Annotated in this window: 23 protein-coding genes; 12 read left to right on the top strand and 11 right to left on the bottom strand. The window is 65.8% G+C overall.

Features of this window, described 5'->3' with window-relative positions; all coding sequences use genetic code 11:
- Positions 1-13: 13 nt before the first annotated feature.
- The 3 genes from Q322_RS0109585 to Q322_RS0109575 all read left to right on the top strand — a co-directional run bounded on the left by Q322_RS0109585 (position 14) and on the right by Q322_RS0109575 (position 2270).
- A complete protein-coding gene (locus Q322_RS0109585; RefSeq protein ID WP_029477690.1) occupies positions 14-1012 on the top strand; it encodes an MBL fold metallo-hydrolase in 999 nt (332 codons plus the stop codon).
- Between the two features lie 49 nt (positions 1013-1061).
- Positions 1062-1730 (top strand): class I SAM-dependent methyltransferase, encoded by a 669-nt coding sequence (locus tag Q322_RS21725; protein WP_156952980.1) that lies wholly within the window; start codon positions 1062-1064, stop codon positions 1728-1730.
- Positions 1731-1802: 72 nt separating this feature from the next.
- A complete protein-coding gene (locus Q322_RS0109575) occupies positions 1803-2270 on the top strand; it encodes a hypothetical protein (RefSeq protein WP_029477688.1) in 468 nt (155 codons plus the stop codon).
- A 96-nt stretch (positions 2271-2366) separates the two neighbouring features.
- Here the strand turns inward: Q322_RS0109575 and Q322_RS0109570 are convergent, their stop codons facing one another.
- Together Q322_RS0109570 and Q322_RS0109565 are read right to left on the bottom strand one after the other, a co-directional pair.
- Positions 2367-3011: an SRPBCC family protein gene (locus Q322_RS0109570; protein ID WP_029477687.1), complete on the bottom strand. Its 645-nt coding sequence runs from the start codon at positions 3009-3011 to the stop codon at positions 2367-2369.
- 108 nt (positions 3012-3119) lie between these two features.
- The gene (locus Q322_RS0109565; protein WP_029477686.1) at positions 3120-3344 is read right to left on the bottom strand and encodes a hypothetical protein; all 225 of its coding nucleotides are present in this window, start codon (positions 3342-3344) and stop codon (positions 3120-3122) included.
- A gap of 217 nt (positions 3345-3561) precedes the next feature.
- Between Q322_RS0109565 and Q322_RS0109560 the strand changes: the two genes are divergently transcribed.
- Entirely contained in the window at positions 3562-4491 is a 930-nt protein-coding gene (locus Q322_RS0109560) for a DMT family transporter (protein WP_029477685.1), read from the top strand.
- Positions 4488-5990, top strand: coding sequence for an ABC transporter permease subunit (locus tag Q322_RS0109555; protein ID WP_029477684.1), 1503 nt, complete (start codon positions 4488-4490; stop codon positions 5988-5990). Before Q322_RS0109560 ends, Q322_RS0109555 begins: the two co-directional genes overlap by 4 nt.
- A 369-nt stretch (positions 5991-6359) precedes the next feature.
- On the opposite strand, the gene tkt is transcribed toward Q322_RS0109555, so the two are convergent.
- Positions 6360-8354, bottom strand: coding sequence for a transketolase (gene tkt, locus Q322_RS0109545; RefSeq protein WP_029477683.1), 1995 nt, complete (start codon positions 8352-8354; stop codon positions 6360-6362).
- Between the two features lie 68 nt (positions 8355-8422).
- Positions 8423-8821 carry a GntR family transcriptional regulator gene (locus Q322_RS20840; RefSeq protein WP_051668405.1) on the bottom strand — a complete coding sequence of 133 codons (399 nt, stop codon included), beginning with the start codon at positions 8819-8821 and terminating at the stop codon, positions 8423-8425.
- A 209-nt stretch (positions 8822-9030) separates the two neighbouring features.
- Between Q322_RS20840 and rpsP the strand changes: the two genes are divergently transcribed.
- The 5 genes from rpsP to Q322_RS0109515 all read left to right on the top strand — a co-directional run bounded on the left by rpsP (position 9031) and on the right by Q322_RS0109515 (position 11701).
- Positions 9031-9279, top strand: coding sequence for a 30S ribosomal protein S16 (rpsP, locus tag Q322_RS0109535; protein WP_029477681.1), 249 nt, complete (start codon positions 9031-9033; stop codon positions 9277-9279).
- Between the two features lie 99 nt (positions 9280-9378).
- Positions 9379-9618: a KH domain-containing protein gene (locus Q322_RS0109530; RefSeq protein WP_029477680.1), complete on the top strand. Its 240-nt coding sequence runs from the start codon at positions 9379-9381 to the stop codon at positions 9616-9618.
- A 2-nt stretch (positions 9619-9620) separates the two neighbouring features.
- Positions 9621-10193, top strand: a complete 573-nt coding sequence (rimM, locus tag Q322_RS0109525; protein ID WP_051668404.1) for a ribosome maturation factor RimM — start codon at positions 9621-9623, stop codon at positions 10191-10193.
- A gap of 10 nt (positions 10194-10203) precedes the next feature.
- Positions 10204-11016: a tRNA (guanosine(37)-N1)-methyltransferase TrmD gene (gene trmD / locus Q322_RS0109520; RefSeq protein ID WP_029477677.1), complete on the top strand. Its 813-nt coding sequence runs from the start codon at positions 10204-10206 to the stop codon at positions 11014-11016.
- A gap of 79 nt (positions 11017-11095) precedes the next feature.
- Complete coding sequence (locus tag Q322_RS0109515) at positions 11096-11701, top strand: LON peptidase substrate-binding domain-containing protein (protein ID WP_029477676.1); 606 nt, start codon at positions 11096-11098, stop codon at positions 11699-11701.
- 345 nt (positions 11702-12046) lie between these two features.
- Here the strand turns inward: Q322_RS0109515 and Q322_RS0109510 are convergent, their stop codons facing one another.
- The gene (locus tag Q322_RS0109510; protein WP_029477675.1) at positions 12047-13114 is read right to left on the bottom strand and encodes a lipid II:glycine glycyltransferase FemX; all 1068 of its coding nucleotides are present in this window, start codon (positions 13112-13114) and stop codon (positions 12047-12049) included.
- A 176-nt stretch (positions 13115-13290) separates the two neighbouring features.
- Here Q322_RS0109510 and Q322_RS0109505 point away from each other — a divergent pair, with 176 nt between their 5' ends.
- Both Q322_RS0109505 and Q322_RS0109495 read left to right on the top strand, forming a co-directional pair.
- Positions 13291-14328 (top strand): peptidylprolyl isomerase, encoded by a 1038-nt coding sequence (locus tag Q322_RS0109505; protein ID WP_034418188.1) that lies wholly within the window; start codon positions 13291-13293, stop codon positions 14326-14328.
- Between the two features lie 568 nt (positions 14329-14896).
- Positions 14897-16852, top strand: a complete 1956-nt coding sequence (locus Q322_RS0109495; protein ID WP_051668403.1) for a putative bifunctional diguanylate cyclase/phosphodiesterase — start codon at positions 14897-14899, stop codon at positions 16850-16852.
- 71 nt (positions 16853-16923) lie between these two features.
- Here the strand turns inward: Q322_RS0109495 and Q322_RS0109490 are convergent, their stop codons facing one another.
- The 6 genes from Q322_RS0109490 to Q322_RS21715 all read right to left on the bottom strand — a co-directional run bounded on the left by Q322_RS0109490 (position 16924) and on the right by Q322_RS21715 (position 25963).
- Positions 16924-17964 (bottom strand): chemotaxis protein CheB, encoded by a 1041-nt coding sequence (locus Q322_RS0109490; protein WP_029477671.1) that lies wholly within the window; start codon positions 17962-17964, stop codon positions 16924-16926.
- Between the two features lie 310 nt (positions 17965-18274).
- Entirely contained in the window at positions 18275-19519 is a 1245-nt protein-coding gene (locus tag Q322_RS21720) for a sensor histidine kinase (protein WP_029477670.1), read from the bottom strand.
- Positions 19520-19787: 268 nt separating this feature from the next.
- Positions 19788-22400: a chemotaxis protein CheB gene (locus Q322_RS0109475; RefSeq protein WP_051668402.1), complete on the bottom strand. Its 2613-nt coding sequence runs from the start codon at positions 22398-22400 to the stop codon at positions 19788-19790.
- Positions 22401-22983: 583 nt separating this feature from the next.
- Positions 22984-23970 carry a sensor histidine kinase gene (locus Q322_RS0109470; RefSeq protein WP_084147910.1) on the bottom strand — a complete coding sequence of 329 codons (987 nt, stop codon included), beginning with the start codon at positions 23968-23970 and terminating at the stop codon, positions 22984-22986.
- Positions 23967-25757, bottom strand: coding sequence for a GAF domain-containing protein (locus Q322_RS0109465; protein ID WP_084147909.1), 1791 nt, complete (start codon positions 25755-25757; stop codon positions 23967-23969). The genes Q322_RS0109470 and Q322_RS0109465 overlap by 4 nt, the downstream gene beginning before the upstream one ends.
- The gene (locus Q322_RS21715; protein ID WP_051668400.1) at positions 25754-25963 is read right to left on the bottom strand and encodes a ribonuclease HepT family protein; all 210 of its coding nucleotides are present in this window, start codon (positions 25961-25963) and stop codon (positions 25754-25756) included. The genes Q322_RS0109465 and Q322_RS21715 overlap by 4 nt, the downstream gene beginning before the upstream one ends.
- Positions 25964-25974: the final 11 nt, after the last annotated feature.

Genomic DNA, 25974 nt, shown 5'->3' with positions numbered 1-25974 from the left:
TAGCCTGCCGGGCATGACCGCCTCCGATTCTCCGGTGCTGACCCCCATCGTGGGCACATTGCACGCGCTGCAAGTGCCGATTCCCTACCCCATGAAAACCGTGACCGTGCTGATCGATAAGCCGGAAGACGGCCCCATCACCCTGATCGACACTGCGCTGGACACGCCCGAAGCGCAGGCGGCCATTGAAACGGGTCTGAATGAGCTGGGGCTGGACTGGAAAGATGTCGAGCGGGCCATCATCACCCACCACCACCCGGACCATTACGGTTTGGCGGGCGTCGTGGAGGAGCGCAGCGGCGCGCAGATTCAGATGCTGGACGTGGAAATCGGGCGCGGCGAACGCTACTGGCACCTGTGGGAGGAGTGGCTGCCCGGCCACCTCAAGCACATGCGCGATCACGGGTTGCCCCCCGAGTCCCTGGAGGGGATGGGGGCGGACAACCGCCGGGGCCGGGACCGGGTGCATCCGGCCCAGCACGTCACGCCGCTGCGCGAGGGCCAGAATGTCGCGCTGGCCGGGCGCGACTGGGAGGTGCTGTGGCTGCCCGGCCACGCCGACGGCCACCTGGGGCTGTGGAGCGCCGGGGACAGCATTTTAATTGCCGGGGACGCCATCCTGCCGCGCATCAGCCCCAACGTGGGCCTCTACGCCTACACCCGCCCCGATCCGCTGGGCGACTACCTGCAAACGCTGGGCAAGCTGGAGGCGCTGAACCCGGATCAGGCCGTCGTGGGCCACCACGGCCCGGTCATGACGGGGGTGCAGGCCCGCGCCCGCGAACTCCGGAGCCACCACCACGAGCGGCTGGATTTCATCAAGGCCGAGGCGGACCAGCAGCCCCGCAGCGCCTATGACCTGTCGCTGGCGATGTTCAACCGCGAACTGAACGTCAGCGGACGCCGCTTCGCCCTGGCCGAGACGCTGGCCCACGCCGAACACCTGCGCCTGCTGGGCCAGCTCTACCGCACCTGGCAGGAGGAGGACGGGGTGTGGATTTACCACGCGTGAACGGTGATGAGCGGTGAATACCTACACGCCCACCTAATTCGAGTTGTTCATGACCACCCTCGATCCGGTTCAAACGGAGCGCAAGACTGATTTTCTGGCGCGGCAATTGCCCCGTCCCGAGTATTCCCGCGTGCTGGACCTGTGCTGCGGCACGGGGCGACACGCGCACAGACTGGCCGGACGGGGCTATCAGGTTGTCGGCCTGGACCGCGACGCCACTGCTGTGCAGGAGGCCCGCGCACAGGCCGGGGCGGGCTGCCGTTTTCTGCTGGGCGACCTGCGCGATCTGGGGGGCGTGCCGGGCGTTTTCGATGCCGTGGTGATCCTGTGGCAGAGCTTTGGGTATTTCGATGACGCCACGAACGCCGCTGTCCTGCGCGAGATTCATGCGAAATTGCGGCCCGGCGGGCGTCTGATTCTCGACGTGTATCACCGCGAGGCGTTTGAGCGCCACCAGGGCCGCAGGACGTTCGAGCGGGGCGGCGTTCAGATCACTGAACACAGGCGTATGGACGGGCGGCGGCTGCATGTGGAACTGGACTACGGCGAGGGGGCCAGTGACGTCTTCGACTGGCGGCTCTACTCGCCTGAAGAGTTGAATGCCCTGGCCGGGGCCAGGGGCTTCGCGCCGCTGCTGGCCTGCACCGGCTTCGATCAGGCACGGCCCGCCTCGCCCGGAGCGCCCCGGATGCAATTGGTCTTTTCCCGTGAGGCGTGAGGCGATGAATGCCAGGGGCATAGGGCGCAGGCTTCCGGTTGTTCCCCGCTCCCCGGCTCTATACTCCCCGGCATGACGGCCCCCCAGTCCGAATTGCAGCGGATCGTGTCTGCGCTGCAAGCCAGCGGTTTGACCGTCGAATCCGTGGAAGACGGCGCAATGATCCAGCACGGAGAGTCCCGCGTGGCCCTGTTCGCCGACGCGGACCACCAGGGCGGCGTGATCGTGAGATTTCACCTGGATCTGGACCTGTACGTGGAAGAGGACAGCCTGCCCGAGATCCTGATGGGCATGAATCTGCTCAATCAGGGCCTGGATTACGGCATCCTGAATCTGGACCCGGTGGAACCCGACGAGGACGAGGAGCCAGACGAGGACGCCCCGCTGGCCTTCGCCGTGCTGGGCCGCAGCGTGCTGTGGCTGCCTGATCTGGGCGTGGCCGAACTGGACCGCCTGCGTGAACACCTGCGCCGCTTTGAGGCTGAGGTCACCGACGCGATGGAACGCACCCTGCACGGCAGCAAGGGCCTGAGCGCGTAGGAAGCGGACGTCTTTTTCTCTCTACCAGCATCGGGGCGACTAAACAGAGAAGAGGCCAGAGCATCCATGCCCTGGCCTCTCTTTCCTACGTCCCGCTCAGTTCTTGTCGCTGCCCTCGAAGGCGGCCTTGAACTTCTGCAAGTCCTCGGCGATCTGCTGGCTGGGTTCCTCGCCGAACAGCTTGGCCACCGCAGCGCCCAGCGGTCCCGCCGGGGGGCGGTAGCTGAGGGCCACATGCACGCGGGTTCCGCCGTTGGGCAGTTCCTCGAATTGCACGCTGCCTGCGTTGTCCACAGTTGCCCCCGGCAGGGAGTGCCAGCCGATGCGCTGGCCGGGCTTGTCGTTGACGATCTCGGCTTCCCACTCGACGTGCGTCCCCAGTGGGGCCTTGGCGACCCAGCGGCTGCGCTTGTCGTCCAGCTCGGTCACGCTTTCCAGGTGGCTCATGATCTGGGGCAGGTTTTCCAGCTTGCGCCAGTAGTCGTAGACGGCCTGGGTGGGCCTGTCGATGACCACGCTGTGTTCCACGAAGATGGGCTTGGAAGTGGTTGCGCCGCCGCCCACTGCCGCCATCACCGGGTCGTTGCCAGTAGCTGCGCGGTAGGCCAGATACCCGCCCACTGCCGCCACTCCCAGGCCCAGCACGCCGCGCTTGCGCAGGCCCATCAGCAGCAGAGCGCCGCCCGCTGCCCCACTGATCATGCGGGTCTGATCCATTCCGCCTTCTTCTGTTTTTGTCATGGTTGATCCTCCGTTAACCGGCAGTCTAAGGGCTGGGCGTGGGGGAGCGGTGAAAGGTAAACCAATCCAGAATATGCGCGGGACTGGCCCCACTTCATCTCTCCAGATTCATGATTCAGGTTCGGGTGCGGGCGTGCCCTGCTGCTCGTGCTGCTTCTCGATCTCGGCTGTGGCGGCCTGATCTGCGGCGGTGGCCGGACCGCCCTGCAAGTGTGGGTCCAGATTGGTGTTGGCCCCGTAGGTGCTGGCTGCGCCGCCCTGGTGCGTGTCCATGTCGATGGGCGTGCTGGCGGTCTCCTGGGTGCTGGACGTGGTGGGTTTTCCCTCTCCCATAGCTGTATCCCTCCTGAAGGTGTTGATTCAAAGGTGAGCTGATCTGAAACTGTGGTGACGGCATCTTCCCGCACCGGGCCGGGGGTGGGGTGTGCCCTCCTTGATCTGGGGTTGATCTGGGCGGCAGTAGGGTGGAGACGGAGTGAAGACGCGGCGGCGGAAAAGAGAGGCGCAGACACCTCTTGCCCTCCGCCGCATGCTCTACCCTGGCAGGCGTATGAGCGCTGCCCCGCCCGCCCGCCCCGAAGGTCTGGACGCCGTGTCTCTGACAGCCATTCTGGTGACCATCGTATTCTGGGCCTCTGCCTTTGCGGGCATCCGGGCCGGGCTGGAGGTCTTCTCGCCGGGCCACCTGACGTTGTACCGCTTTATGGTGGCGGCGGCGGCGCTGGGCATCTACGCGCTGGTCACGCGCATTCCGCTGCCTAGCACGGGCGACCTGGCACGCATCTTCGGCCTCAGCTTCATGGGCATCACGCTGTACCACGTTCTGCTCAATTACGGCGAGGTCAGCGTGCCCGCCGGGACCGCCAGCCTGATCATCGCGGCGGGGCCGGTGATCACGGCGCTGCTGGCCACGCGGTTTGGAGGTGAGCGCTTGAACGCCCTGGGCTGGCTGGGCACGCTGATCAGCCTGGGGGGCGTCACCCTGATCGTGCTGGGCAGCGGGCAGGGGGTGAGCTTCACGCAGGGGGCGCTGCTGATCCTGGGCGCGGCGCTGTTTACCAGCATCTATTTTGTATTCCAGAAACCGCTGCTGAGGCGCATGAATCCGCTGCATTTCACGGTCTGGTCCCTGCTGCTGGGCATGCTGCCCATGCTGGTTTTCCTGCCCGGCTTCGTGGGCGAACTGCGCGCCGCGCCGCTGCCCGCGCATCTGGCGCTGATTTACCTGGGACTGTTTCCCTCTGCGCTGGCGTACCTGACCTGGACGTTTGCGCTGTCGCGGGTGGGGGCCAGCACCACCACGTCGTTTCTGTACATCAGCCCGGTGCTGGCTATCCTGATCGCGCTGGTGTGGCTGGGAGAACTGCCCAAGCCCGTCACGCTACTGGGCGGGGCGGTGGCGGTTGCCGGGGTGGTGCTGGTCAATACGCTGGGCCGCCCGAAAAAGACGGTTCCTCTTCAGGAGGCCCTAGAAGCATGAGCGCCCCCGCCGCCGAACTTCCGCCCGCGCCGCCTGCCGACGCGCCGATTGTGCTGGAAGACGTGAGCGTGCGGCTGGGCAGCGAGCTGATCCTGAACGGCGTGAATCTGGACGTGCGCCGGGGCGAGTTTCTGGCGCTGATCGGCCCCAGCGGCGGCGGCAAGAGCACCATCTTGCGGGTGATCGCCGGGCTGCTGAAACCGCTCTCTGGTACGGTACGGGTGGAGTCGGCCCCGGCACTGGTCTTTCAGGATTACCGCCTGCTGCCGTGGCGCACGGCGCTGCGGAACGTGGCCCTGCCTGCCGATCTGGGCGCGGGGGGCGGCCTCCCCCCGGAAGAAGCCCTGCATCTGGTGGGCATGGACGCCTACGCGGGTTACTTTCCGGCGCACCTGTCCGGCGGGATGCGGGCGCGGGTGGCGCTGGCCCGCGCGCTGGCCCAGAGCGGCGACGTGCTGCTGCTGGACGAGCCGTTCGCCGCCCTGGACGCCCTGGTGCGCGAACGCTTCAACGCCGAACTGCGCCACCTGCACGAGAAAACTGGACGCACCACCGTTCTGGTCACGCACTCCATCCGCGAGGCGGTGTGGCTGGCGGACCGGGTGGCGGTGCTGCGCGACGGGAAAATTGTGGAGATTCTGGACACGCGCGGCGAGGGCCGGGTCAGCGCCTACACCGACGGCCTGGAAGCGCACCTGCGCGGTGTGCTGGGGACCGGCGACAGCACCCGGTTGCGAACGCCTGTCCGCGAACGCCTCAGCCTGTCGGGGCTGCTGCCGCTGGCCGCCATCGCTGTGGGACTGCTGGGCTGGCAACTGGCGGCCACACGGTTGAATCAGCCGTTCCTGCTGCCCACGCCCGCCGCCGTGTGGCGCGAGTTGACGGGTACTTTTCCTGCGCTGGCCGCCGCTTTTTGGGTCACGGCCCGCACGGCGCTGCTGGGAACATTGATCGGCAGCGCGGTGGGCGTGCTGATCGGCTACCCGCTGGCAAAGCTGCGCCCGCTGGAACGCTTCTTCAGCCCGTTCATCATCGCCTCGCAGAGCACGCCCATCGTGATTCTCGCGCCGCTGCTGGTGTCGTGGCTGGGCTTCGGCTTCGTCCCAGCCGTGGTGGTGTCGGCCCTGAGCGCCCTGTACCCGATCATGATCGCCACCCTGGTCGGCGTGCGCGAGGTGGACCGCACCTTTTACGAATTGTTCGGAAGTCTGCGTGCCACGCCCTTGCAAAGGCTAACGCGGCTGGAACTGCCTGGCGCATTGCCCGTGATGCTGGGTGGGTTGCGACTGGCGGCCAGCCTGGCTTTAATCGGCGCGGTGGTCTGGGAATTCGTGGACGCCAACCAGAAGGGGCTGGGCCTGGCCGTGCAGGTGGCCGGAACGTACCAGAACAAGGCCGCGCAGTTCGCCGCGATTGCCCTGCTGATCCTGTTCGGCGTGCTGATCTACGGGGTGATTACCGGGCTGGAACGCGGCGTGATGCGTCGGCGGGGACGCTGAGCGGGTAGACTGCCCAAGCCTGCGGGCGGGTTGCATGACAAGTGGGGAGTAGAGAGTTCAACTTCATCTAAGAGGAAACCCCAGTGCGGTAAACACTGGGGCGACCAAAAGGGGGTGATTCTCTACGCGACACAGAAAGCTTACCACAACCCGGCAACGTCAGCCCAAAAAGTTGACCCCGAAAGTGGTGACGATGTGGGCTGGGGCGGTTTCGGCTGTCCTGCTCGTTGTCAAGCTCCTGGTAGAGATCATCGAATTGATCTTCCTCCCTTGATCTGAAGCTCTCGTGCGCCCCATTTGCGTCCCCAACCCAGCCCAAAGGCAAATCCCCCAGCACTCGCCGGGGGATTCTTCATTCAAGAACAAAAATCAGAGGATTTCTTTGACCACCTTCACAACATTTTCCACGCTGAAGCCGAACTTCTCGAACAGGATTTCGGCGGGGGCGCTGGCCCCGAAGGTATCCATGCCGATCACCGCGCCGTCCAGGCCCACCCACTCGTACCACGGGGACTTGGCGAGTGCCTCGATGGCGACGCGTTTGACGCCGGGGGTCAGCACGCTGTCGCGGTAGCCCTTATCCTGCTCGCGGAAGACCTCCATGCACGGCATCGAGACGACGCGGGCGGCGGTGCCTTCCTTGCCCAGCGCCTCGGCGGCGTCCAGCGCCAGCCCGACCTCCGAGCCGCTGGCCACCAGGATCACGGCGGGATTCTCGGCGTCTTGCAACACGTATGCGCCCTTTTTGACGCCCTCGGGGTTGCGGGGCAGGATTCGCAGGTCCTGGCGGGACAGGGCCAGCGCCGTCGGCCCCTTTTCGTATTCCAGGGCCATCTGCCAGGCAGTCGCCGTTTCGTTGGCGTCGGCGGGGCGGATCACGTGGGCGCTGGGAACGGCGCGCAGCATGGCGAGCTGGTCCACCGGCTGGTGGGTGGGGCCGTCCTCACCCAGACCAATGCTGTCGTGGGTCAGCACGTAGGTCACCGGCTGCATCTGAATGGCCGAGAGGCGGAAGGCGGGCTTGAGATAATCGGCAAAGACCAGGAAGGTCCCCACCATCGGGCGCACGCCGCCGTACAGGCTCAGGCCGTTGGCGGCGGCGGCCATCCCGAACTCGCGCACGCCGAAGTAGACGTTGCGCCCGGCGTAGTGGTCCGGGTTCAGCACCTCGGCGTCCTTGATGGTGGTCTTGGTGCTGCCCGACAGGTCCGCGCTGCCGCCCATCAGGCCCGGCACCACCCCTGCCAGCGCGTTGATCGCCTCGCCGCTGGCGTTGCGCGTCGCCATCGCCTTGCCGCCCACTTCATACCTGGGCAGGCTGTCTTCCAGGTTGGCCGGGAGTTCGCGGGCCAGCAGCGCATCCACCTCTTTCCCCAGGTCAGGATGCGCGGCGCGGTAGCTGTCCATCATTTCCTGCCACTCCCCCTCCCGCTGTGCGCCGCGCTTTCTGGCATCCATATGCTCGGCCACCCCATCCGGCACGGTGAAGGGCGGGTAGTCCCAGCCCAGCGCGGCTTTAGTGGCCGCCACACCATCTGCTCCCAGGGCCTCGCCGTGCGCCTTGCTGGTGCCGGCGCGCGGGCTGCCGAAGCCGATGATGGTCCGCACCTGAATCAGGGTGGGCTGCGCCGTGTTGTTGCGGGCGTTAATGATGGCGGCGCGGATTTCTTCCAGGTTGTTGCCGTCCTCCACCTTCAGCACTTCCCAGCCGTAGGCGCGGTAGCGCTGGGCAGTGTCCTCGGACTCGGCCTTGTCGGTGGCGGTGTCGAGTTGAACGTGGTTGTCGTCGTGGAACCAGATCAGCCTGCCCAGCTTGAGATGCCCGGCCAGCGCGGCGGACTCGTGGTTGACGCCCTCCTGCAAGTCGCCGTCGCCCATCACCGAGTAGGTGTAGTTGTCGAAGATGGAAAATCCTTCGCGGTTGTACTGCGCGGCCAGGTGGCGCTCGGCCATCGCCATGCCCACCGTCATCGCCGCGCCCTGGCCCAGCGGCCCGGTGGTAGCGTCCAGCCCCGGCGTGTGGAAGAACTCCGGGTGACCGGGCGTCTTGCTGTCCCACTGCCGGAAATCCTTGAGGTCCTGGAGGGGCATGTCGTGGCCGGTCAGGTGCAGCAGGCTGTAGATCAGCATGCTGGCGTGGCCCGCCGACAGCACGAAGCGGTCCCGGCCCGGCCAGTGCGGGTTCTGCGGGTTGTGGCGCAAAAAGTCCTGCCAGATTACGTAGCCCATCGGGGCCATGCCCAGCGGCGCGCCGGGATGCCCGCTGTTGGCGGCCTGCACGCCGTCGATGGACAGCGTGCGGATGGTATCGATGCTGAGCTGCTCGAGGCTGCTGTCCGTGGCCTGCGTGGTGGGCTGTGTCATGGACCCATCCTACTCCGCCGAATGATTGTGTCCTACGTACACTTATAGATGGTTAATTCGCCAGCGGTTCATTTGGCCAGTACCTCAGCGACAACGGCCCGCACCTCATCGGCGCTGATCCCGGCGGTCCTCAGCTCCTGCACCCGCCGCCGCAAGTCGAGGAGTCCACTCTGCTGCCCCGCCGCGCTGTCGGCGCGCACCCGCGTTCCGGCTCCGGCGCGGTTCTCGGTCAGGCCGTCGTCTTGCAGCAGGGCGTAGGTCTTGGCAACCGTGTTGGGGGCCAGTCCCAGCGCCGAGGCCAGCGCGCGCACGGCGGGCAGGGACGTGCCAGGTTGTAAAACTCCGTCTTGAATGGCCCGCGTCAGCGCCTGCCGAAGCTGAAGGTAGACCGGCAATTCCCCCTCGGCCCTCACCTGGGAGGCCAGCAAAGTCAGCAGCTCGGCGTATCGGTGCGGGGTGTCGCTCATGGATGCACCATCGGGCCACGGCGAGCGGGTTGTCAAGCGGTAGGAGACGTACGGAGATGGCAAAGCTGCGCGACTTGCCTCAGCGTCCCCGGCTCTGATACTCTGCTTCGGTGCGCGGCCCGGTTGGCTGCTGTCGGCCCGTATGATCCCCGCCATCCTTGCGGGTGCAACACCTTCAAAATCACCGAGTATATCAGAGGTTTTCCATCATGGTCAAGATTCGCCTGTCCCGCTTTGGTTCCACCCACAACCCCCACTACCGCATCGTCGTGACCGACAGCCGTGTTGCCCGCGACGGCGGGTACATCGAGAACCTGGGTCACTACGATCCCCGCAAGACCTCCGAGAACTTTCTGAAGGTCAACGCCGAGCGTGCCCAGTACTGGATCGGCGTCGGCGCGCAGCCCACCGACACCGCCCGCCGCCTCCTGAAGTCCCAGGGCGTCAAGTTCTCCTGAACGAACAGACCGTGAAACGAGGCTCCTGCGGGGGCCTTTTTTCGTTCTCCCTCTCACCTGTTAGCCCCCTGTCACCCCGCTCCCCTTAGAATGCGCGCCATGAAGAGCGATCCGACTGACCTGACCCTGTTCCTGGCGCAAAGCGTGGTGGATCAGCCGTCGCTGGTGCGCGTGTCCAAGAAGGGGCCTACCGTGATGGTGCGCGTGGCCCCCGGCGAGGAAGGCCGATTGATCGGACGGCAGGGCCGCGTGATCCAGGCCATTCGCACGCTGGTGCGCGCCGCCAGCGATCCCCGCGAGCGCGTGAACGTCGATCTGGACGCCCCGCGCAAGGGTTGAGCGTGACCGATTCAAGTCCAGATTCAAGTCCAGCGGGGACCGAGACCACCCGGCTGGGCTATTTCCTGGGGCCGCATGGTGTGCAGGGCGGCGTCAAGGTCTATGTGCTGGGGGACGCAGGGCAGTTCAAGGCCCTCAGGCGCGTGTACGTCGAGGGGCGTGGCTGGCTGCGGATCGCGCGCGCCGATCAGCTCGCCCCTGGTGTGGCCCTGCACCTGGCGGGCCTGTCCTCGCGCGAGGGGGCCGAGACGCTGCGCGGCCTGAACGTGTACGCCGCCGACGACGAACTGCCCACCCCCGAAGAGGGCGTGTACTACTTCCACGAGTTGCGCGGCCTGGCCCTCAGCGACGCGGAGGGCGTGGAACTGGGAACGGTCAAGGACGTGATGGACGTTGGGCGTCAGGATTTACTGGTGGTCACGCACCAGGGTGGAGAGGCGCTGATTCCATTGCAAGCCCCGTATGTCACGGTCAACCTGACGGCCAAGTTGCGTCCCAGATCGCTGTCATTGACTGCCGACGCCCCCCAGGGACTGCTGGGCGAGGCGGACGGGCCGGAGCCGGAGGACGCTTGAGCCTTATAGCATGCTGACCTTTTCCTTCCTGACCCTGTTCCCCGAACTGCTGGCCCCCTTTGCGGGCGAGGCCATCATCGGCAAGGCCAGGGAGCGCGGGCTGCTGGACGTGAAGCTGGTACAGCTCCGCGACTTCTCGGACAACCGGTATTTCAAGGTGGACGACACGCCCTACGGCGGCGGCGCGGGCATGGTGATCCGGGTGGACGTGGCCGAGCGGGCACTGGCCAGCCTGTCGCCCGCCGATGAGGTGATCCTGCTGACCCCGGCGGGCCAGCCGTTCACGCAAGCGGTGGCCGAGGACCTGGCGCAAAAGGAGCATCTGGCCTTGCTGTGCGGGCGCTATGAGGGTTTCGATGCCCGCACCGAGGGGCTGGTCACACGCGAGCTGAGCATCGGCGACTTCGTGATGATGGGCGGCGAGGCGGCGGCGGCCTGCGTGCTGGAGGCGGTGGCGCGGCTGCTGCCCGGCGTGATCGGTGACCCCGATTCGCACCGCGCCGACAGCTTCAGCAGCGGCCTGCTGGATTACCCCGAATACACCCGCCCGCCCGAATGGCGTGGCCACCCCGTGCCGGAGGTGCTGCGCGGCGGCAACCACGGCGCGGTGGCCGCGTGGCGGCGGGAACAGGCGCTGGGGCGAACGCTGGCGCGGCGGCCCGATCTGCTCCTGGCCGCGCAACTGACGCCGCAGGACACCGTCACGCTGCTGGAACTTGGAGCGACGGTAGAGCAGTTGCAGGCCTGGAACGCGCCCCCGCCGCCCTCCCCCAAACGGGTGCGGCGCAGAAAAAAGACCGACAGTGACGGCACATCGAAGTGAAGTCTGAACTTCACATGGGGTGTTTATTGTGGGTTCTGCTCAAGTCCCGCCGTCCCAACGGGCGCACCATGAGGGTCAGATGACCGTCCCCCTGTTTCCGCTGCCCAATCTGGTGCTGTTTCCAGGCGTGGTGCTGCCCCTCTACGTTTTCGAACAGCGTTACCGCGCGCTGCTCGCAGACACGCAGACCAGCGGCGAACCCTTTGGGATCGTACAGATCGTGGAGACCTCGGAGGACGTGGCGATGCCCTTTCACGAGCGGGTCTCGAAGGTGGGCACGCTGGCGCACCTGCGACAGGCCGAGACCCACGAGGACGGCACCAGCACCATCGTCGTGGTGGGCGGCGAACGGTTCACGGTGCAGGACTTCGACTTCAGCTGTCCCTACCTGAGCGCGGATGTGGACCTGTGGCCGCTGGAGGACGCCCCGCCCGGCGAGCAGGAGGTGGTGCAGGCCAGCGCCCGCAAGCTGCTGAGCGATCTGCTGCGCCTGCGCCCCGCCGAGGCGGAACTGATCCGCGCCAATGCCCCCGAAGATCCTATGCTGCTGGCCAGTTTCGCGGCCAACCTGCTCCCCGGTCTCAGCGGCCAGCAGCGCGAGGACGCCCTGCGCGCCCCCGGCCTGCTGGACCGTCTGGACGTGCTGATGGGCGCGGTCCCCCGCGACATGAAGCTGATGAACTGATACGGATTCCGTTTGTTTCGTGCATGAATCGGGACAGCGCCGATTCATCCACTTCACGTCCGGAACCCGTTTTTCTCCTGCTCGCCGTCTTGTCCAGAGCAGCGCCCACGAGGACGCTTGGACGCCCGCTCGGATTTCCAGGTGTTGCCAACACTTTCCAATCGGAGTCCGTATGAGGGGTTCCCTGAAGCCTTTGTCAAAAGAGCTGTGAACTTCTGACCGAGTGGGCAGGCGAGCGTTCACATGGGCGTCTGATCGTGACGACCGTCTGTCCTGCCCAGGACAGTGAGTGAATTTGACCGGGCATTTGGGAGTTTTTCTGATGCTGTCATTCGGACCAATGCCCTAAAGCACGTCCTCCGCACTCCCGCGCTTGCGTTTGTTGTTCTGGGTCTTGCGCCAGCGCAGCGCCCTCACGATGGCCGGGGCGGCGGCGTTCAGCGGCAGATCATAGGCCGGATACCACGCCCGCTGCTCACTGAATTTCAGCTTCATCTTGAAGACGCCGAACGAGTGCTTCTCCTCGTCGAGTACGCGCGGGATGCCCCAGAAGTCGAACAGGGTGTAGCCGCGCGCTTTGGCGTCCAACATGGCGTTCCAGTAGAAAGCGTCGGGGGCCTTGCTGTCTTTCAGGGGCTTGCCCGATTCGTCCACGCGGTCATCGCGCACGCTGCCGCCGAACAGGTAGGAGGTGCCGCCGCCCATGCCCAGGAACAAGCCCCCGGCCAGCGCCTTACCCCCGTGGCGCGACAGCACGATGTACGCCTCGCCGCCGTGGGCATTGCCCTCGCGCAGCAGGGTTTCGTAGTACGCGCGGGGATACGCGCCCAGCTTGGCGCGCTCGTTGGTGGCGGTAAAAATCTCCCAGAAGGCGTCAAAGTCGTCGTCGCGGCCCGCCACCACGCCCAGTTTCTGTGCGGTGCGGACATTGCGGCGGGCCATGCTGTGCAGTCCGGCGAACAGCTCGTCCTCTGTGCGGCCCAGATCCGCCAGAATGGTGTGTTCGGGCTGCTCGGACTCGGCGCGGCGGAAGGGGCCATAGCCCTCCGGAATCTCGCTGCCCTCATCGGCGGGCAGCGGCACCGGCGGCTCGATCTTGAGGATGGCGTCGCTGGGCTTGGCCACCGCTTTCACGGCCTCGGCCACGGCGGGCAGCAGGTCCAGACTTTGCAGTGCCGGGCCGCGCGGCGCGTACAGCGTGCTGAAACCGGGCACCAGCCGCTTACGCAGCAGTTGCAACGCGCCCACCGTGCGCCCCGCCTCGCCCGCGATCAGGAAGCGCATGGGCGTCTGGCCCAGCACCCGCCGCGCCTCGCCGTAGCCCCAGCCTTGCAGGGCGCTGGTGATCGGCAGACTGCGCACAGCGTCGTCATAGACGCGCGGATCGGTGGTTTCCAGAAGCTTCAGGCGCACGGGGCGGATTGTAGCAGGGGCCAGTGTAAGGGTTGGGACGGCGCGGGGTCTTCTGACGCCTGCGGACCATCCAAGGCGTCCTTCCAGCACACGCACTTCGGCGGGTTGATCCTGGGGCTATCAGACCGATGTTCCCCCACAATATTTACCCCCAACCGCAGGCTAAACTGCCGGGCGTGAAGAAAATCCTGCTGACCCTGGCGCTGCTCGGCGGCGTCGCCCTGGCCCAGACCACCCCGCCTGCGCCCGCCCCGGCCCCCACGCCCACCACTCCAGCGCCCACTGCCCCCGAGACCGCGCCTGCCGCGCCACAGATACCCGAAAGCACCGGCGATCCGGCCGCCGTGGTGGGCACGCTGGGGGGGCAGACCTATACCCTGGCGGACTTCGACAAGGCGTTCCGCATCGCCGCCGCCCGTATCGTCAATGCCCAGGGCATTCCCTTCGAGGATTCCTACCTGTCCGAGTTCGCCTCGGCCCGCCCGGATTACCTCAAGCAGTTTCTGCGGGACCGCGCGGTGACGCAACTGGCCCAGTCGCGCGCCAAGGCAGATCAGGCCGCCGTGGATCAGCAGTACGAGGACGCCCGCGCCAACTTCGAGACCGATGAAGCCTTTGCCGGGGCGCTGGCGGCCACCGGCTACAGCGATCCCGAGGACCTGCGCGCCGAGCTGGGACGCCAGGCGCTGGTAAACGCTTACCTGGAAAGCCTACAGGAGCGCTTTAAATTCGGGGACGCTGTGGTGGCCGGGTATTACAGCCTGAACCGCGACAAGCTGACCCGCGAGGCCGAGGCCTGCGTCAAGCACATCCTGGTCCCCAGCGAGGCCGGGGCCAGAGCAATCGTGGCCGATCTGGCGGGCGGCGCAGACTTTGCCAAGATCGCCGCCGAGAAGAGCCAGGACCCCGGCAGCGCCCCGCAGGGCGGCGACCTGGGCTGCTTCGGGCCAGGGCAGATGGTGGAAAGTTTCGACAAGGCCAGCTTCACCGGGCCGGTGGGCCAGGTCCAGACCGTGCAGTCGCAGTTTGGCTATCACGTCCTGGTGGTCACCAAGCGCACCGACGCGGGCGTGACCCCGCTGGCCGAGGCCGCCCCGCTGATCCGCCAGCAACTGTCGAGCGAGGCTGCCCAGAAGTACCTGGACGCCCAGATCGCTCGCCTGAACGTGGAGTCCTTTCCCGACGTGGTGACGCTGACGCCAGCGGGCAACTGAGCGGAGCAGCCCTTCACCGGACCCTCTCCATACGGAGGGGGTTTTGATCTTTTCGCCCTGCTGGTAATTCGCTCTGGAACGCCAGGCCCGCTCCCTCCTGTGTTGCGGAGCTGGACCACTCCCAATCTCTGCCACAGGAGCTGGGTCAGGTAGACCTCATGTCCGAACTGTTGGGACAGACGCAGTCCGTGTGCATCGTCGGGGCACCGCAGAGGGCCGCTGCTCTGGCCCCTCGGCCTCGCATCTGCATCTGGCATGCCGCCTAAGGGCCGTCTCCCGCAGTCGGCTCAGATCGCCCCGAAGTTCCACTTCCAGCGCGTACGGATCGTTGCCCCCATCCTGCCGTCGATCCCAGGGGCGTGGTGCAGGGCACCTTTCCAGCCGTGTTCCATCAGATGTCTGGCCGGGCGCCGCCGCCTGAGTGCCCCATTCGGGTGCATCGCCTTGGCCCAGCCCATACTCATCTTGCTCAGGATTCTGGCATGATATGGAGCGTGCCCCCCTCAATCCACGCCCATAGCGGCCCCCTGAGCGGCCCCGCCCTGCCCTCACCGTGGTGGCCTGAAGCGTGGCGATTCTCTGGGGCACAGTGACCCCGGAAAAGCTGACTCCGGAACAGGGTGCGCTGCGGACAGAGGCCCGGCGGCGCCTGGCCCGGCTGGCACCGCTGGAGACCTGGGAGGGCTGGGAGGCTGCGGCGCTCATCCATGAATTGCGTGTCCAGCATGTCGAGATCGAGCTGCAGAACGAGGAGCTTCAGCACAGCGTGGCTGACCTCGAATTTGAGCGCCGGCACTATCACACCCTGTACCAACACGCCCCCTCGGCCTACTTCACGCTGAACGCCGCTGGGGACATCCTGGACGTCAATCTCGCCGGAACGCGGCTGCTCGGCTTCCAGCGGGACCAGCTGCTCCTGCGCCCTTTCAGGCTGTTTCTCGTGCCTGAGCAACGCGCCGAGTTCGCAAGTGTTCTGGCCACCCTGACGCAGACTCAGTCCACGCGGACGCACCTCTTCACGCTGGAGCAGCGAGACGGCGAACGCCTGGAGGTGCAGCTTCAGGGCCTGACCCTGCCCAGCCCAGCGCAGGAGCCGCCCAGCGTCCTGATCACACTGATGGACATCACGCCGCTATCGCAGGCCCGCGCCCACCTCGAACACCTGAATGCCACACTTGAACATCGGGTGAGCCAGGACACCCGGGCGCTGCTCGACCTCAACGCCCAGTTGCACCACCAGGCCCGGCACGATTTCCTGACCGGCCTGCCCAACCGGGCCGCCTTCGCGGACGCACTCCGGGGGGCGCTGGACGGCCTGCACCAGCATGGGCAGGACTTCGCGGTGTTGTTCTTCGATATCGACCGCTTCAAGGTCATCAATGACAGCCTGGGCCATCCGGCTGGGGATCACGTGCTGGTCGAACTTTCCAGGCGCCTGCGTGAGGTCACCCGGCCCGAGGATGACCTGTCCAGGCTGGGCGGGGACGAGTTCGCCATCCTCCTTCACAGCGTCACGGATCCAGACATTATCTCCGGCGTCATCGCCCGCCTGGACGCGGCGGTGCAACATCCCCTCGTGCTGGAGGGCCAGGAACTGTACCTGACGGTCAGTACCGGCATCCTGCTGGTGGGGGACGGCTACCACACGGCTGAGGAAGTGGTCAGAGATGTGGACGTGGCGCTGTATCAGGCCAAGCGTGGTGGGAACGCCGGGTCGAAGGTGTTTGTGCCCTCCATGCGCGATGAAGCCAGGGGACAGCTTGAACTCGAAGCACAGCTCCGCCACGCCCTGGAGCGTCACGAGCTGGTGGTTCACTATCAGCCGATCGTGGCGCTGGAAAGCGGCCAGGTGCTGGGCTTGGAAGCCCTGGTGCGCTGGCAGCACCCGCAGCGGGGCCTACTGCTGCCCGGCGTGTTCATCCCGCTGGCCGAGGCACTGGAACTGGTCGGAGAGATCGACCGCTGGGTGTTGATGGAGGCCCAGCGCCAGACCGCGCGCTGGCGGCTGGACAGGGCCAGGGCCCACCCACTCTGGATGAACGTCAACGTGGCGGCCCAGAATCTGGAGCAGATCCGCCAGGTCACGGATCAGCTCCTGATACACGCCAGTCCCGCCCCGTGGCGGGTGCTGGTCGAGATCACCGAACGGGTGCTGACTTCCCGCGAGGAGGGCGATCCCGGGACCCTGGAGGCCCTGCGACTGGCCCAGGTGGAACTGGTGCTGGACGACTTTGGCATGGGGTTTTCATCGCTCAGCGCCCTGCACCGCTTTCCGGTCAGGATGCTCAAGATCGACCGTTCCTTCGTCATGGCGCTTGGTGAAAACGCCAGCCTGATCCGGGCCATCGTGCTGATGGGCGAGGCGCTGGGGCTGACGGTAGTGGCTGAAGGCGTCGAAACGCAGGAGCACCAGCGGGGCCTGCTGGAACTCGGGCTTAAGGTTGCACAGGGCTGGCTGTTTGCGGCCGCGCTGCCCCCTGAAGAGGCCGAGGCGTACTTGCGGACGAATCACCGACTGGAGTGAAGGGCAGGAATGAATGGCTGTGCCGCCTGGGACAAACCTTCAAGTGCGGTCCACAGCACCGCTCCGCTTCACTACGCCTTGCTGGCTTCGTGTTCAAGCTTCTGGACGCTGAGGCTTTTATTTTCCACGATGTCCTGGAAGATCAGCTTCGTGCGGGCCTCCATTTCCCTGGCCTTGCGGGTGTATTCCTCGGCCAGCCGGGCATTCCCAGCCGCCGCGAAGTCCTTGCCGGTGTGTTCCAGCAGCATGCTGGCTTCCTCCAGCGCCCGCATCGTCTGCCACAGCTTGTCCTCGATGGCCTCCGTGACGCTCACCAGCAGGGTGTCGCCGGTATAGGCGTGCCCAGTATGGCAGCGGTAGCGCGTGAAGCCCCCCTCTTTGATCTCCACCAGCACGCCGCCGCAGTCCGGGCAGGTCTGCGGGGTGACCTTGCCGAAGGCCATCACGCCCTTGCGAAAGGCGTGGCCGCTGCTGGCGATGCTGACCTCGATGCCCACCCGCCTGCGGTCGTCTTCACTTACGTTCACCTCCGGGAGCGTTTCCACAGGCTCAGCGCACAGCCGCACCAGCAGTGCGGCCAGGTCGGCGGCCCGCACGCTGTGGTCAACCTTCACCTGACCCAGCGCACTCTGCGGCATCGAGTCATACTCAGCGTCCTGCACATCCTGCACCACGGCCACGCCGCCGAAGTGCTTGATCGTCCAGAGGCCCGAGGTGCCGTCGTCCAGCAGGCCGGACAGGATTACGCCGATCACATTGGCCCCCTCGCTGTACGCCGCCGAGCGAAACAGGGTGTCGACGGCGGGCCGGACGCGGTTTTCCTTGGGACCCTTGGTCACGCAGAACTGGCCGTCCTCGATGAGCAGATGATGATCCGGGGACGCGCAGTAGATCTGGCCCGGCAGGACGGCTTCGCCGCTGGCGGGCTGCGACGCCGGAAGTGGCCCGGCCCGGCCCAGAATCTCTGCGAGGGCGCTGGGCGCGTAGGCCGGGATGTGCGTCACGATGCAGACAGCCGCCGGGAAGCCCTCAGGCAGCCCCGCCGCCAGCTCTATCAGTGGCGTCAGGCCACCCGCAGAGGCGCCGATAACCACCACTCGGAAAGGAAGCATGGCGACAGTGTGCGCTTAGCCGTGGGAGTTCCCGTGCGTTCTTCCTGAAGCTATACCCAGGACAACACAGGCCCAGGACAGCGCGGGGCCTGAACAGTACAGGGCTGCTAGGCGCAGATGCGGGCGGCTCCGGCGCTTACCCAGGGCCAACTTACGTCGGGCCTCCGGCTTTTCAAATGTAAAGTTGCCGAAGGACGTAGAAGGCGAAAAGAGCTTTGGCAGGCAGTCTGAAACAGAAGAATTCGGTTCGTTGCTTGTCATTTGACAGACGGATCGACATTTTGAGGCGACGTAAGTTGGCCCTGGGCGCTTACCCGTTGACTCCGGGGTAAACCTGCGCGTCCCCCAGATCGCGGGGCAACTGAACCCAGAACACCGAACCCTGGCCCGGCACACTCTCGGCCCAGATGCGGCCCTGCGAGCGCTCGACGATCCGCCGGGCCAGCGCCAGCCCCAGCCCCTGGCCCTCGAAATCGCGGTCACTGTGCAGCCGCTGAAACACGTCAAAGAGCCGCCCGCTCTGGCCGGGGTCAAAGCCCACGCCGTTGTCGCGGACGCTGAACAGGAAGCCGTCTCCCTGCTCCTGCACGCCCACATGAATCCGGGCCACGGGGCAGGGGCGGGTGAATTTGACCGCGTTCGAGAGCAGGTTGCCGAAGATGAGTTGCAGGCTCAGCGGGTCGGCCTGAAGGGTGGGCAGCGGGTCATGGGTGATCTGCACCTGCCGCCCGCGCCGCTCTGGCCCCAGGTTGACGGCGCACTGATCGATCAGCCGGTTCAGGTCCACGGCCTGACGACTGAGCGGCTGCCCGCTCTGGAAAAAGCGGGTCAGCGAGTCCATCAGCGCGTTCATGTCCGAGGCCGCCCGCAGCAGATCCTTGAGGAGCCGGGCGCTTCTGCCGTCCGGTGTCTGGAGGGTCTGGCCCAGCAGCTCGGCAAAGCCGCCTACCTGCCGCATGGGCGCGCTCAGGTCGTGCGTCATGGAATGCAGGAAGGTTTGCAGTTCCTGGCTCGCCTGCTGGGCCTGGCGGGTGCGCTGCTCGGCCTCGCGTTGCGCGGTCTTCAGTTCCGTGATGTCGGTCAGCGTCAGTCGGGCCAGGGAAGCCGGCTGCCCGGCGAGGCCCGAACCGGCCAGTCCCGTACACTCCAGCAGCGCGTCCCAGTGGCGGCCATCCGGGTAAAGCATCTTCACTTCCATTCGTTGGCTTGCAGAGTTACCCACGGGCAGAAGAGCGGCGTGCAACAGCTCTGAAAAGGCGACGCGCTGGCCTTTGCCGACAAAGAGCGAGAACTGCCTCCCCACCAGGTCGGCACAGTCGGCCCCCAGGTGCAGACACCCGGTCTGGTTGATCTGCTGGATCAGGCCGTCCTGGTCACACACCACGTAGCCCACCGGCGCGAACTCGAACAGGTCGGCGTAGCGGTTGCGCGCCTCCTCCAGTTCCAAGTTGATCTGGCGCAGTTCCTCGTTTTGCTGTTGCAGCTCGGCCTGGTGAACACGCAGTTCGTATTCCTGCTCCTCGAAGCGCTGCTGGAGGTTATTGAGATTAGTCATGGTGGCTCCTGACCCGGTCAGTCAACAGGCAACGCCAGTTAAGCAGCGCCAGTTGAAGGGTGCAATGATCCACTACGACGAGTCTAAAACAGGTCAAATGTGGGCCAGGCTGAACCTGGATTCCCGAGTCTAAGCCCACTGACGGGTTCAGACTGTGGTGGCGGCAAACCACACTCACTTGTGCTTCCCTTCATAGAGCCTGTGCGGGGCATCATGACCGCTGTATCCAGCACCTCTGGGAGCAGGCTGGCTCCAGCGGCCCCGCAGCTCAGCCGCCCTGCCCACCCGGCGGCTCCTGAGCTTTGATCAGGTCGATGTTGGTGAAGGCCACGACCACCCCACCGATGTAGTTGTCGGCTGTCCGGTAGGCGCTTACGCGCATCAGATACCACTGGTCCCGCCGGGTCTGGTCAGCCCCCTCCCTGGGATGGGTGCCGAGGGTCTGAACCTGCACTTCGAAGGGCTCCAGCGTCTTGAGAACGCGGGCGATGTCCTGGAGCAGGTGGCCGTAGCGCAAGTTGACGTGAAAATCGGTAATTGGCCGCCCCAGATCCGCCGGCGTCAACGAGATGATGGCGCTGATGAACGGTGTGAAGCGCCGGATTTTCAGGTCGTTGTCCAGGAAGACGGTGGCCGTTCCTGCCCCCTCCAGCAGGTTATTGGTGTCGTCGTTGGCCTGGGCCAGGTCGCGGATCACCACCTGATGCTCGGCATTGATGGTGCTCAACTCCTCGTTGAGCGACTGGAGTTCTTCTTTCGAGGTCATCAGTTCCTCATTGCTGCTCTGGAGTTCCTCGTTGGTGCTTTGAAGCTCCTCGTTGGTGCTCCGCACTTCCTCCAGGGTGATCGCCATCTCCTCACCCGTGGCTTGCAGGATTTCCCGGCTGTGGTGCAGTTCCTGCTCCAGCGCCACCACCTGATCGGTCTTTTCAGGAGAGGCCAGACCGGAAATTCCAGGGACGTCCGGCCGCTCCTGAAAGGCGATCATGACCAGTCCAGACTCTGGCCCAGGTAGTGGAGTCACGATCAGATCCAGCGTCTGGCAGGAGCCCTCGACGTCCACCTGCAGGCCGCTGCGAATGACCTTGCGGCCTTCACTCAGGGCCTGACGCACGGCGGTGGGCACTTCGTAGCGCAGCTCCCCCCGGGCCATCTCGAACACGTTGTTCAGACCCCGTCCGGGCGACAGCTCCAGATAGCGGGCAGTGCGGCCATGGACGAAGCGCACCTCACCCTGCCCGTTGACCACCACGGCCGGCGGCGCGTAGTCGGCCAGCAGCGCCTTCTGGGCCTGCTGGGCCAGTTCCACGCTGCGGCCGCCGTCTGGCCTGGGCAGCCGTCCTGTTCGGCCCCCGGCCTCCTGACCCGGCCCAGTGGCCACGGGCGCGTGGCGCATCGGTGGCAGCCCGGCGACGCCCTCCTCGCGCTGATAGATCTTCCAGCGCTGGTCGAGCGTCTGGAAGTGATCCCGCTGGACGCCAACCGTCTCGCTGGCCCCCAGGAACAGCAGGCCCTGGGGCCGCAGTGCGTAGCGGAACAGCGCCAGGATCTGGCCTTGCAGCTCAGTGTTCACATAGATCAGCATGTTGCGGCAGCACAGCAGGTCTAGGCGCGTGAAGGGCGGATCGCCGAAAGTGGAATGGGTGGCAAAAACCACGCTCTCGCGGATATCGGCCCGCACCTGATAGCGGTCGCCCTTGACGAAGAAATACCGGCTGAGGCGTTCGGGCGAAATGAGGTAAGCGATATCCCTGGAGTACAGCCCCTGGCGCGCCCGGTCGATGGCGACCTGGTCGATATCGGTGGCGAAGATCTGCACCTTGACCGCGTGATCCGCGCTGATCCCCCCGAGCAGTTCATGCAGCACGATGGCGACCGAGTAGGCTTCCTCACCCGTCGAGCAGGCGGCCACCCAGACCCGCAGGGTGTCCTGCTGCTGGGTGTTGGCCTGGAGGTAGGCGCGCAGATGCTCCTTCAGGGCCTCGTAGGCCTCCACATCGCGGAAGAAACTGGTGACATTGATGGTGAAGTCTTGGAACAGTGCCTCGGTCTCGTTGGGCACCTCTTCGAGCAGCTTGAGGTACTGGGACACGTCCTGCACGCGCCAGTCCAGCATCCGGCGCTCGATCCGGCGAATCAGGGTGGTGCGCTTGTAGCGGCTGAAATCGTGGCCCGTGCGGCCCTGGACCAGGCGCAGGATCTTCTGCAGGGGCGCGCCTTCCGGGTCGCCGTCCGTGATCAGGGCCACGGAGTCGAGCGTCTGGGTCAGGTCGGTCAGGCTCAGCAGCCGCGCCGCGAGGTCGTCGGCGGGCAGCACGTCATCGGCGAGATGGGTGGCGGCGGCGCTGCTGGGCATGGAGGCATATTCAGCCGTGTCCGGATCCTGCACCAGCACCCGGCCGCCCCGCTGCTTGATGGCCTGGATGCCCCGCGTCCCGTCGCTGCCCATGCCCGACAGCACGATCCCCACCGTGCGCTCGCCCTGATCGGCGGCCAGCGCTTCAAAGAACGTGTCGATCACCTTTCCCCTGGCGGCCGCCGGGTCTTCCAGGCGCAGAACGCCGTCCTGGACGGACAGGCTGTGGCCAGGGGGAATGACATGCACCTGGTCGGCCTGGAGGGCCATGCCGTCCTCGATCTGGACGACGGGCAGGCTGGTACAGCGCCTGAGAATGTCCGGCATCAACCCCCGGTGGTGGGGATCGAGGTGCGGCACCACCACGAAGGCCAGGCCCGTGACCGGTGGTACCCCCAGAAAGAAGCGTTCATAGGCGTTGAGCGCGCCTGCCGACCCCCCGATGGCCACCACGGCAATGGGTGGCGTCCGGGGACTGGCCGTATCATCTGGCAGCGTTTCCAGTTGGGCATGTTCGTCGGGCATAAAAAGCTCCAGGGGATGGTTGGAAACAGGTGTGTCGTCTGTTCACTGTACTCCCGGCGTCCGGGACGATGGAGTGAACCCGCTCGCCCCGGAATGAGGGCGAGTACGCATGGAGGCGCGCGGGCGCTCCATTACAGGACTGATGTGCTTCCTTCCCAGTCGCGGCTTCCCCTCATTTTACGGCTGCTGACCGTTCAATGTTGTTCGCCTCTGTGCCTGGCTGGACGGTGATCGCCCCAGAGGAACGAGGCTTTCGCGCTTCGCCGAACTGTGTGCAGCTTGAATTCGCCAGCAGAATCCCGGATTCTGCGCACGTTGAGCCAGGCTGATTAACAAGATCGTTCCCGATGGCAAGACCCTGTCACACCGATCATCACAACAGCAACAAGCTCTTACAGCAACAAAAAGCCGTGTCCGAAGCAACACCCAGCCTCAGGCGAACCCCTTTCTCGTGTACTGCGCCATGCGCCTCCACCAAGAACCAGTGGTGCCCTTGAGTGGGCCAACAGTTGGGTCTTGCTCGGTGAGTGAAGCCGTCAGCGACGGCTTCGGCCCAACCAGCACCTCCAGGGTGCAGAGCATTTCAGGGTGGGCGGGGCAGGGTGAAGCCAAAGGTGGCCCCACCGTCCACCACGCCCTGGGCAAACACGGTGCCGCCGTGCCGGGCGATGACCCGCCGCACATTGGCCAGTCCCACACCCGTCCCTTCAAACTCGTCCTGACGGTGCAGGCGCTGAAACACGCCGAACAGTTTGTCCACGTACCGGGGGTCGAAGCCCACGCCGTTGTCCCGCACGAACACGGCCCAGTCCTGTGGACGTTCCTCGGTCCAGACCTCGATGTGGGCCTCCGGGCGGGTGCGGCTGTATTTCAGCGCGTTGGACAGCAGGTTCACCATCACCTGCTGCAGGGTGGTGCGATCGGCCACGACGAGTGGAAGCGCACTGACCGTCCACCTCACCCGCTGATCCGGGATCCCGGTTTCCAGCTCGGTACGCGCCGCGTTCACCAGGGGCGCCAGATCCACCAACCCCATTACCAGCGGTTGACGGGAAGTGCGCGACAGGTCGAGCATGGCGTCGATCAGGATGTCCATGCGGCTGGCCGCGTCGTCCACGATGCCCAGATAGCGGGTGGATTTGGCGTCCAGTTCCGGGCCAAGGGACTTCCGCAGCAGGTCGGCAAAGCTCTTGATGTGCCGCACCGGGGTGCGCAGGTCGTGTGAAACGCTGTAGGAAAAGGCTTCGAGTTCTTCGTTGGCGGCCTCCAGTTTGGTGTTGCTGCGTTCCAACTCCTGCGAATGAATCTCTAACCTGGCCACGCTCTCGCCGCGTTCCAGCGCCAGGGAGAGACTGCGCAACACACCTTCGAGCACGGCCCGGTCCGCCGGACTCCAGGTGCGGCCTTCGTACTGAACCATGCCGAAAATGCCGACGACGTTCCCATGCTCCATCAGGGGCAGGGTCGCGGTGGCCCCCACGTTTTGCAGCACCGCCTGATCCAACCCATCGGTTGTGACGTCATAGGCGTCTTGATACAGCGGCTGCCGGGTCGTCCAGGGCCGCATCATGTTTTGACTGCGTTCCAGATCGACCCCCGATCCACGAGCGCCTGCAAGCTGGGCGAGCGCATGGAGCCCACCTGAGATCTCACCCACCAGCGTCCCCCCTCGGGTTCAAAGTACGCCGCGTACCCCTGGGGGAGGAGTGACCGCACCACCTCCTGCGCCCGCCGAATCAGGGCCAGCCGGTCGCCCTGAACGCCCAGATCCTTGGTGAGCTGCATGAACGCTTCCAGCGCCTGGGTGCGGGCTTCGAGCACCTCGTTTTGAGCCTGAAGCGTTTCGGCCTGAATGGCCCGGTCGAGCGCCAGACCCAGACTGTGGCCCACCGCCGTGAAGAGGGCCCGGTCCTGGGAAGTCCAGACGCGGCTGTCCACCGTGCCCATCGCCAGCATGCCGAAGGGCTGCTCCCCCTTGAAATAAGGGTAGAGGGCCACCGCGCCGTAGACCTCCGTGTGGGCGATCCCCTCCCGCTGGGGATCCCAGCCATCGGTGAAGACGGGTCCCCTGGCCTGCACCGCTTCCAGGAAGCTGGGCGTGTCCTGCAGATGCCCCATCCGTGCGGTGGCCGCGATCTGGGGATCCACGTTGTCCGACACCATCCTCGCTTTCCAGAGGCCCTCTTCCAGCTCATGGTAGACCACGCTCAATTCGGGCACCGAGGCTTGCAGCACGTCTTGCGCGTGCCGCGCCAGAACGTGCAGATTCGTTTCTGTCCCAACGGCCTCGGTCAAGGCCACGAAGGCGTTGAGCGCCGCCCGGCCTTCCAGTTGCCGCGCCTGTTCGGCCCGGTCGAGCGCCCCGCCCAGACTGCGCCAGAGTGCGGTGAGCACCGCCCGGTGTTGGAGCGTCCAGAGGGGCTCCTGTTGCAGGACGGCCACCAGCATGCCCACGGGTTGTCCCTGCTGAAAGTAGGGAGCAAACACTCCTGCACTGAAAGCCCCGGTGTGCGCAATCCTCTGCGCCTCACTGTTCCAGTGTTCAACAAAGTGCGGCAGCCCGGTCTGGACGGCCTGGTGAAAGGCCGGCGTGTCCAGCGGCAGGCCCGTGACCAGCAGGCGCTTGAGGTCGCCAGGTGCCTCGTCCAGCAAGGCTGGCACCCACCGTCCCTCGTTCGGGACAAAGAAGGCCATAAACACGTCAGGGAAGCTGGCCCGCAGCACGTCCCGGGCGCGCTGGGTCAGCGTGTCCAGATCAGTGTTGAGTCCGACGGCTTCCGTGAGGGCCACGAACGCGGTCAGGGCCTCGGCCTGTTGGTGCAGCCGGGTGCTCAGGGCGAGGCGGTCGAGCGCCAGGGCGCACTGGGCCGCGAGGGTCTGAAGGAAGCGGCGCTCTTCAGGCGTAAAATGATGGGGTTCAGTGAACACCAGCACGATGACCCCGAGCGCCTGGTCACCCAGCAGCATGGGCACCACCGCCGTGGCGACCACCTTCACCCCAAGAGGGGGAGCCGTGAGTTGTGGATAGGCGGCCGTCAAGGCTTCCTGGTGCTCAAAGAACAGGGCTTCACGCCGTTTGAGGCTGTCTTCAGTGGGAGCGAACGCATCGAAAGCCCCGTCTTGCCATAGGGTCTGTTCGCCTTTGGCATACCCCTGTGTGGCGGCCACCTGCAAGCGGTCTCCCGTGCCCTGACCCAGCAGGACAACGCCGGCCAGGGCCTTCAGGGCCTCGAGGGCGGGATTCAGAACAATCTCGAACACATCTGCGGGGATGGTTGCCGCTGCGAGCGATTCCGTCACGCTTTGCAGCCGGTCACTCAGTGATGGACGACTGAGCCTGCGAAAGGGGTCGGTCATAGAGCACCATAGCGTGACGTTTGGGGAACGCCGCTGTCCATTGGCGTTGTCCTGGCACCTACCGGAGCACCGATCTGCCGGGCCGCTCCCAGCGGGGCGTCTGGCTCCAGCTTCAACACCTGCGCCACCGCCTCGCCCACGATGCCCAGTTGCCGCTCAACAGCCGACGAACGCATGGCGTCCAGTGTGTACTCCTCGAAAGTCACGCCCTCAACGA

The organism is Deinococcus frigens DSM 12807, from assembly GCF_000701425.1.
Lineage (GTDB): Bacteria > Deinococcota > Deinococci > Deinococcales > Deinococcaceae > Deinococcus > Deinococcus frigens.
Note: the sequence above shows the minus strand (reverse complement) of the source record. Positions and strands in the feature narration are given on the sequence as shown.

Excerpts from the sequence above, each read along its gene's own strand:
- Q322_RS0109585 (WP_029477690.1), top strand. The coding sequence starts at position 14 with ATGACCGCCTCCGATTCTCCGGTGCTGACCCCCATCGTGGGCACATTG.
- Q322_RS21725 (WP_156952980.1), top strand. The coding sequence starts at position 1,062 with ATGACCACCCTCGATCCGGTTCAAACGGAGCGCAAGACTGATTTTCTG.
- Q322_RS0109575 (WP_029477688.1), top strand. The coding sequence starts at position 1,803 with ATGACGGCCCCCCAGTCCGAATTGCAGCGGATCGTGTCTGCGCTGCAA.
- Q322_RS0109570 (WP_029477687.1), bottom strand. The coding sequence starts at position 3,011 with ATGACAAAAACAGAAGAAGGCGGAATGGATCAGACCCGCATGATCAGT.
- Q322_RS0109565 (WP_029477686.1), bottom strand. The coding sequence starts at position 3,344 with ATGGGAGAGGGAAAACCCACCACGTCCAGCACCCAGGAGACCGCCAGC.
- Q322_RS0109560 (WP_029477685.1), top strand. The coding sequence starts at position 3,562 with ATGAGCGCTGCCCCGCCCGCCCGCCCCGAAGGTCTGGACGCCGTGTCT.
- Q322_RS0109555 (WP_029477684.1), top strand. The coding sequence starts at position 4,488 with ATGAGCGCCCCCGCCGCCGAACTTCCGCCCGCGCCGCCTGCCGACGCG.
- tkt (WP_029477683.1), bottom strand. The coding sequence starts at position 8,354 with ATGACACAGCCCACCACGCAGGCCACGGACAGCAGCCTCGAGCAGCTC.
- Q322_RS20840 (WP_051668405.1), bottom strand. The coding sequence starts at position 8,821 with ATGAGCGACACCCCGCACCGATACGCCGAGCTGCTGACTTTGCTGGCC.
- rpsP (WP_029477681.1), top strand. The coding sequence starts at position 9,031 with ATGGTCAAGATTCGCCTGTCCCGCTTTGGTTCCACCCACAACCCCCAC.
- Q322_RS0109530 (WP_029477680.1), top strand. The coding sequence starts at position 9,379 with ATGAAGAGCGATCCGACTGACCTGACCCTGTTCCTGGCGCAAAGCGTG.
- trmD (WP_029477677.1), top strand. The coding sequence starts at position 10,204 with ATGCTGACCTTTTCCTTCCTGACCCTGTTCCCCGAACTGCTGGCCCCC.
- Q322_RS0109515 (WP_029477676.1), top strand. The coding sequence starts at position 11,096 with ATGACCGTCCCCCTGTTTCCGCTGCCCAATCTGGTGCTGTTTCCAGGC.
- Q322_RS0109490 (WP_029477671.1), bottom strand. The coding sequence starts at position 17,964 with ATGCTTCCTTTCCGAGTGGTGGTTATCGGCGCCTCTGCGGGTGGCCTG.
- Q322_RS21720 (WP_029477670.1), bottom strand. The coding sequence starts at position 19,519 with ATGACTAATCTCAATAACCTCCAGCAGCGCTTCGAGGAGCAGGAATAC.
- Q322_RS0109475 (WP_051668402.1), bottom strand. The coding sequence starts at position 22,400 with ATGCCCGACGAACATGCCCAACTGGAAACGCTGCCAGATGATACGGCC.
- Q322_RS0109470 (WP_084147910.1), bottom strand. The coding sequence starts at position 23,970 with ATGATGCGGCCCTGGACGACCCGGCAGCCGCTGTATCAAGACGCCTAT.
- Q322_RS0109465 (WP_084147909.1), bottom strand. The coding sequence starts at position 25,757 with ATGACCGACCCCTTTCGCAGGCTCAGTCGTCCATCACTGAGTGACCGG.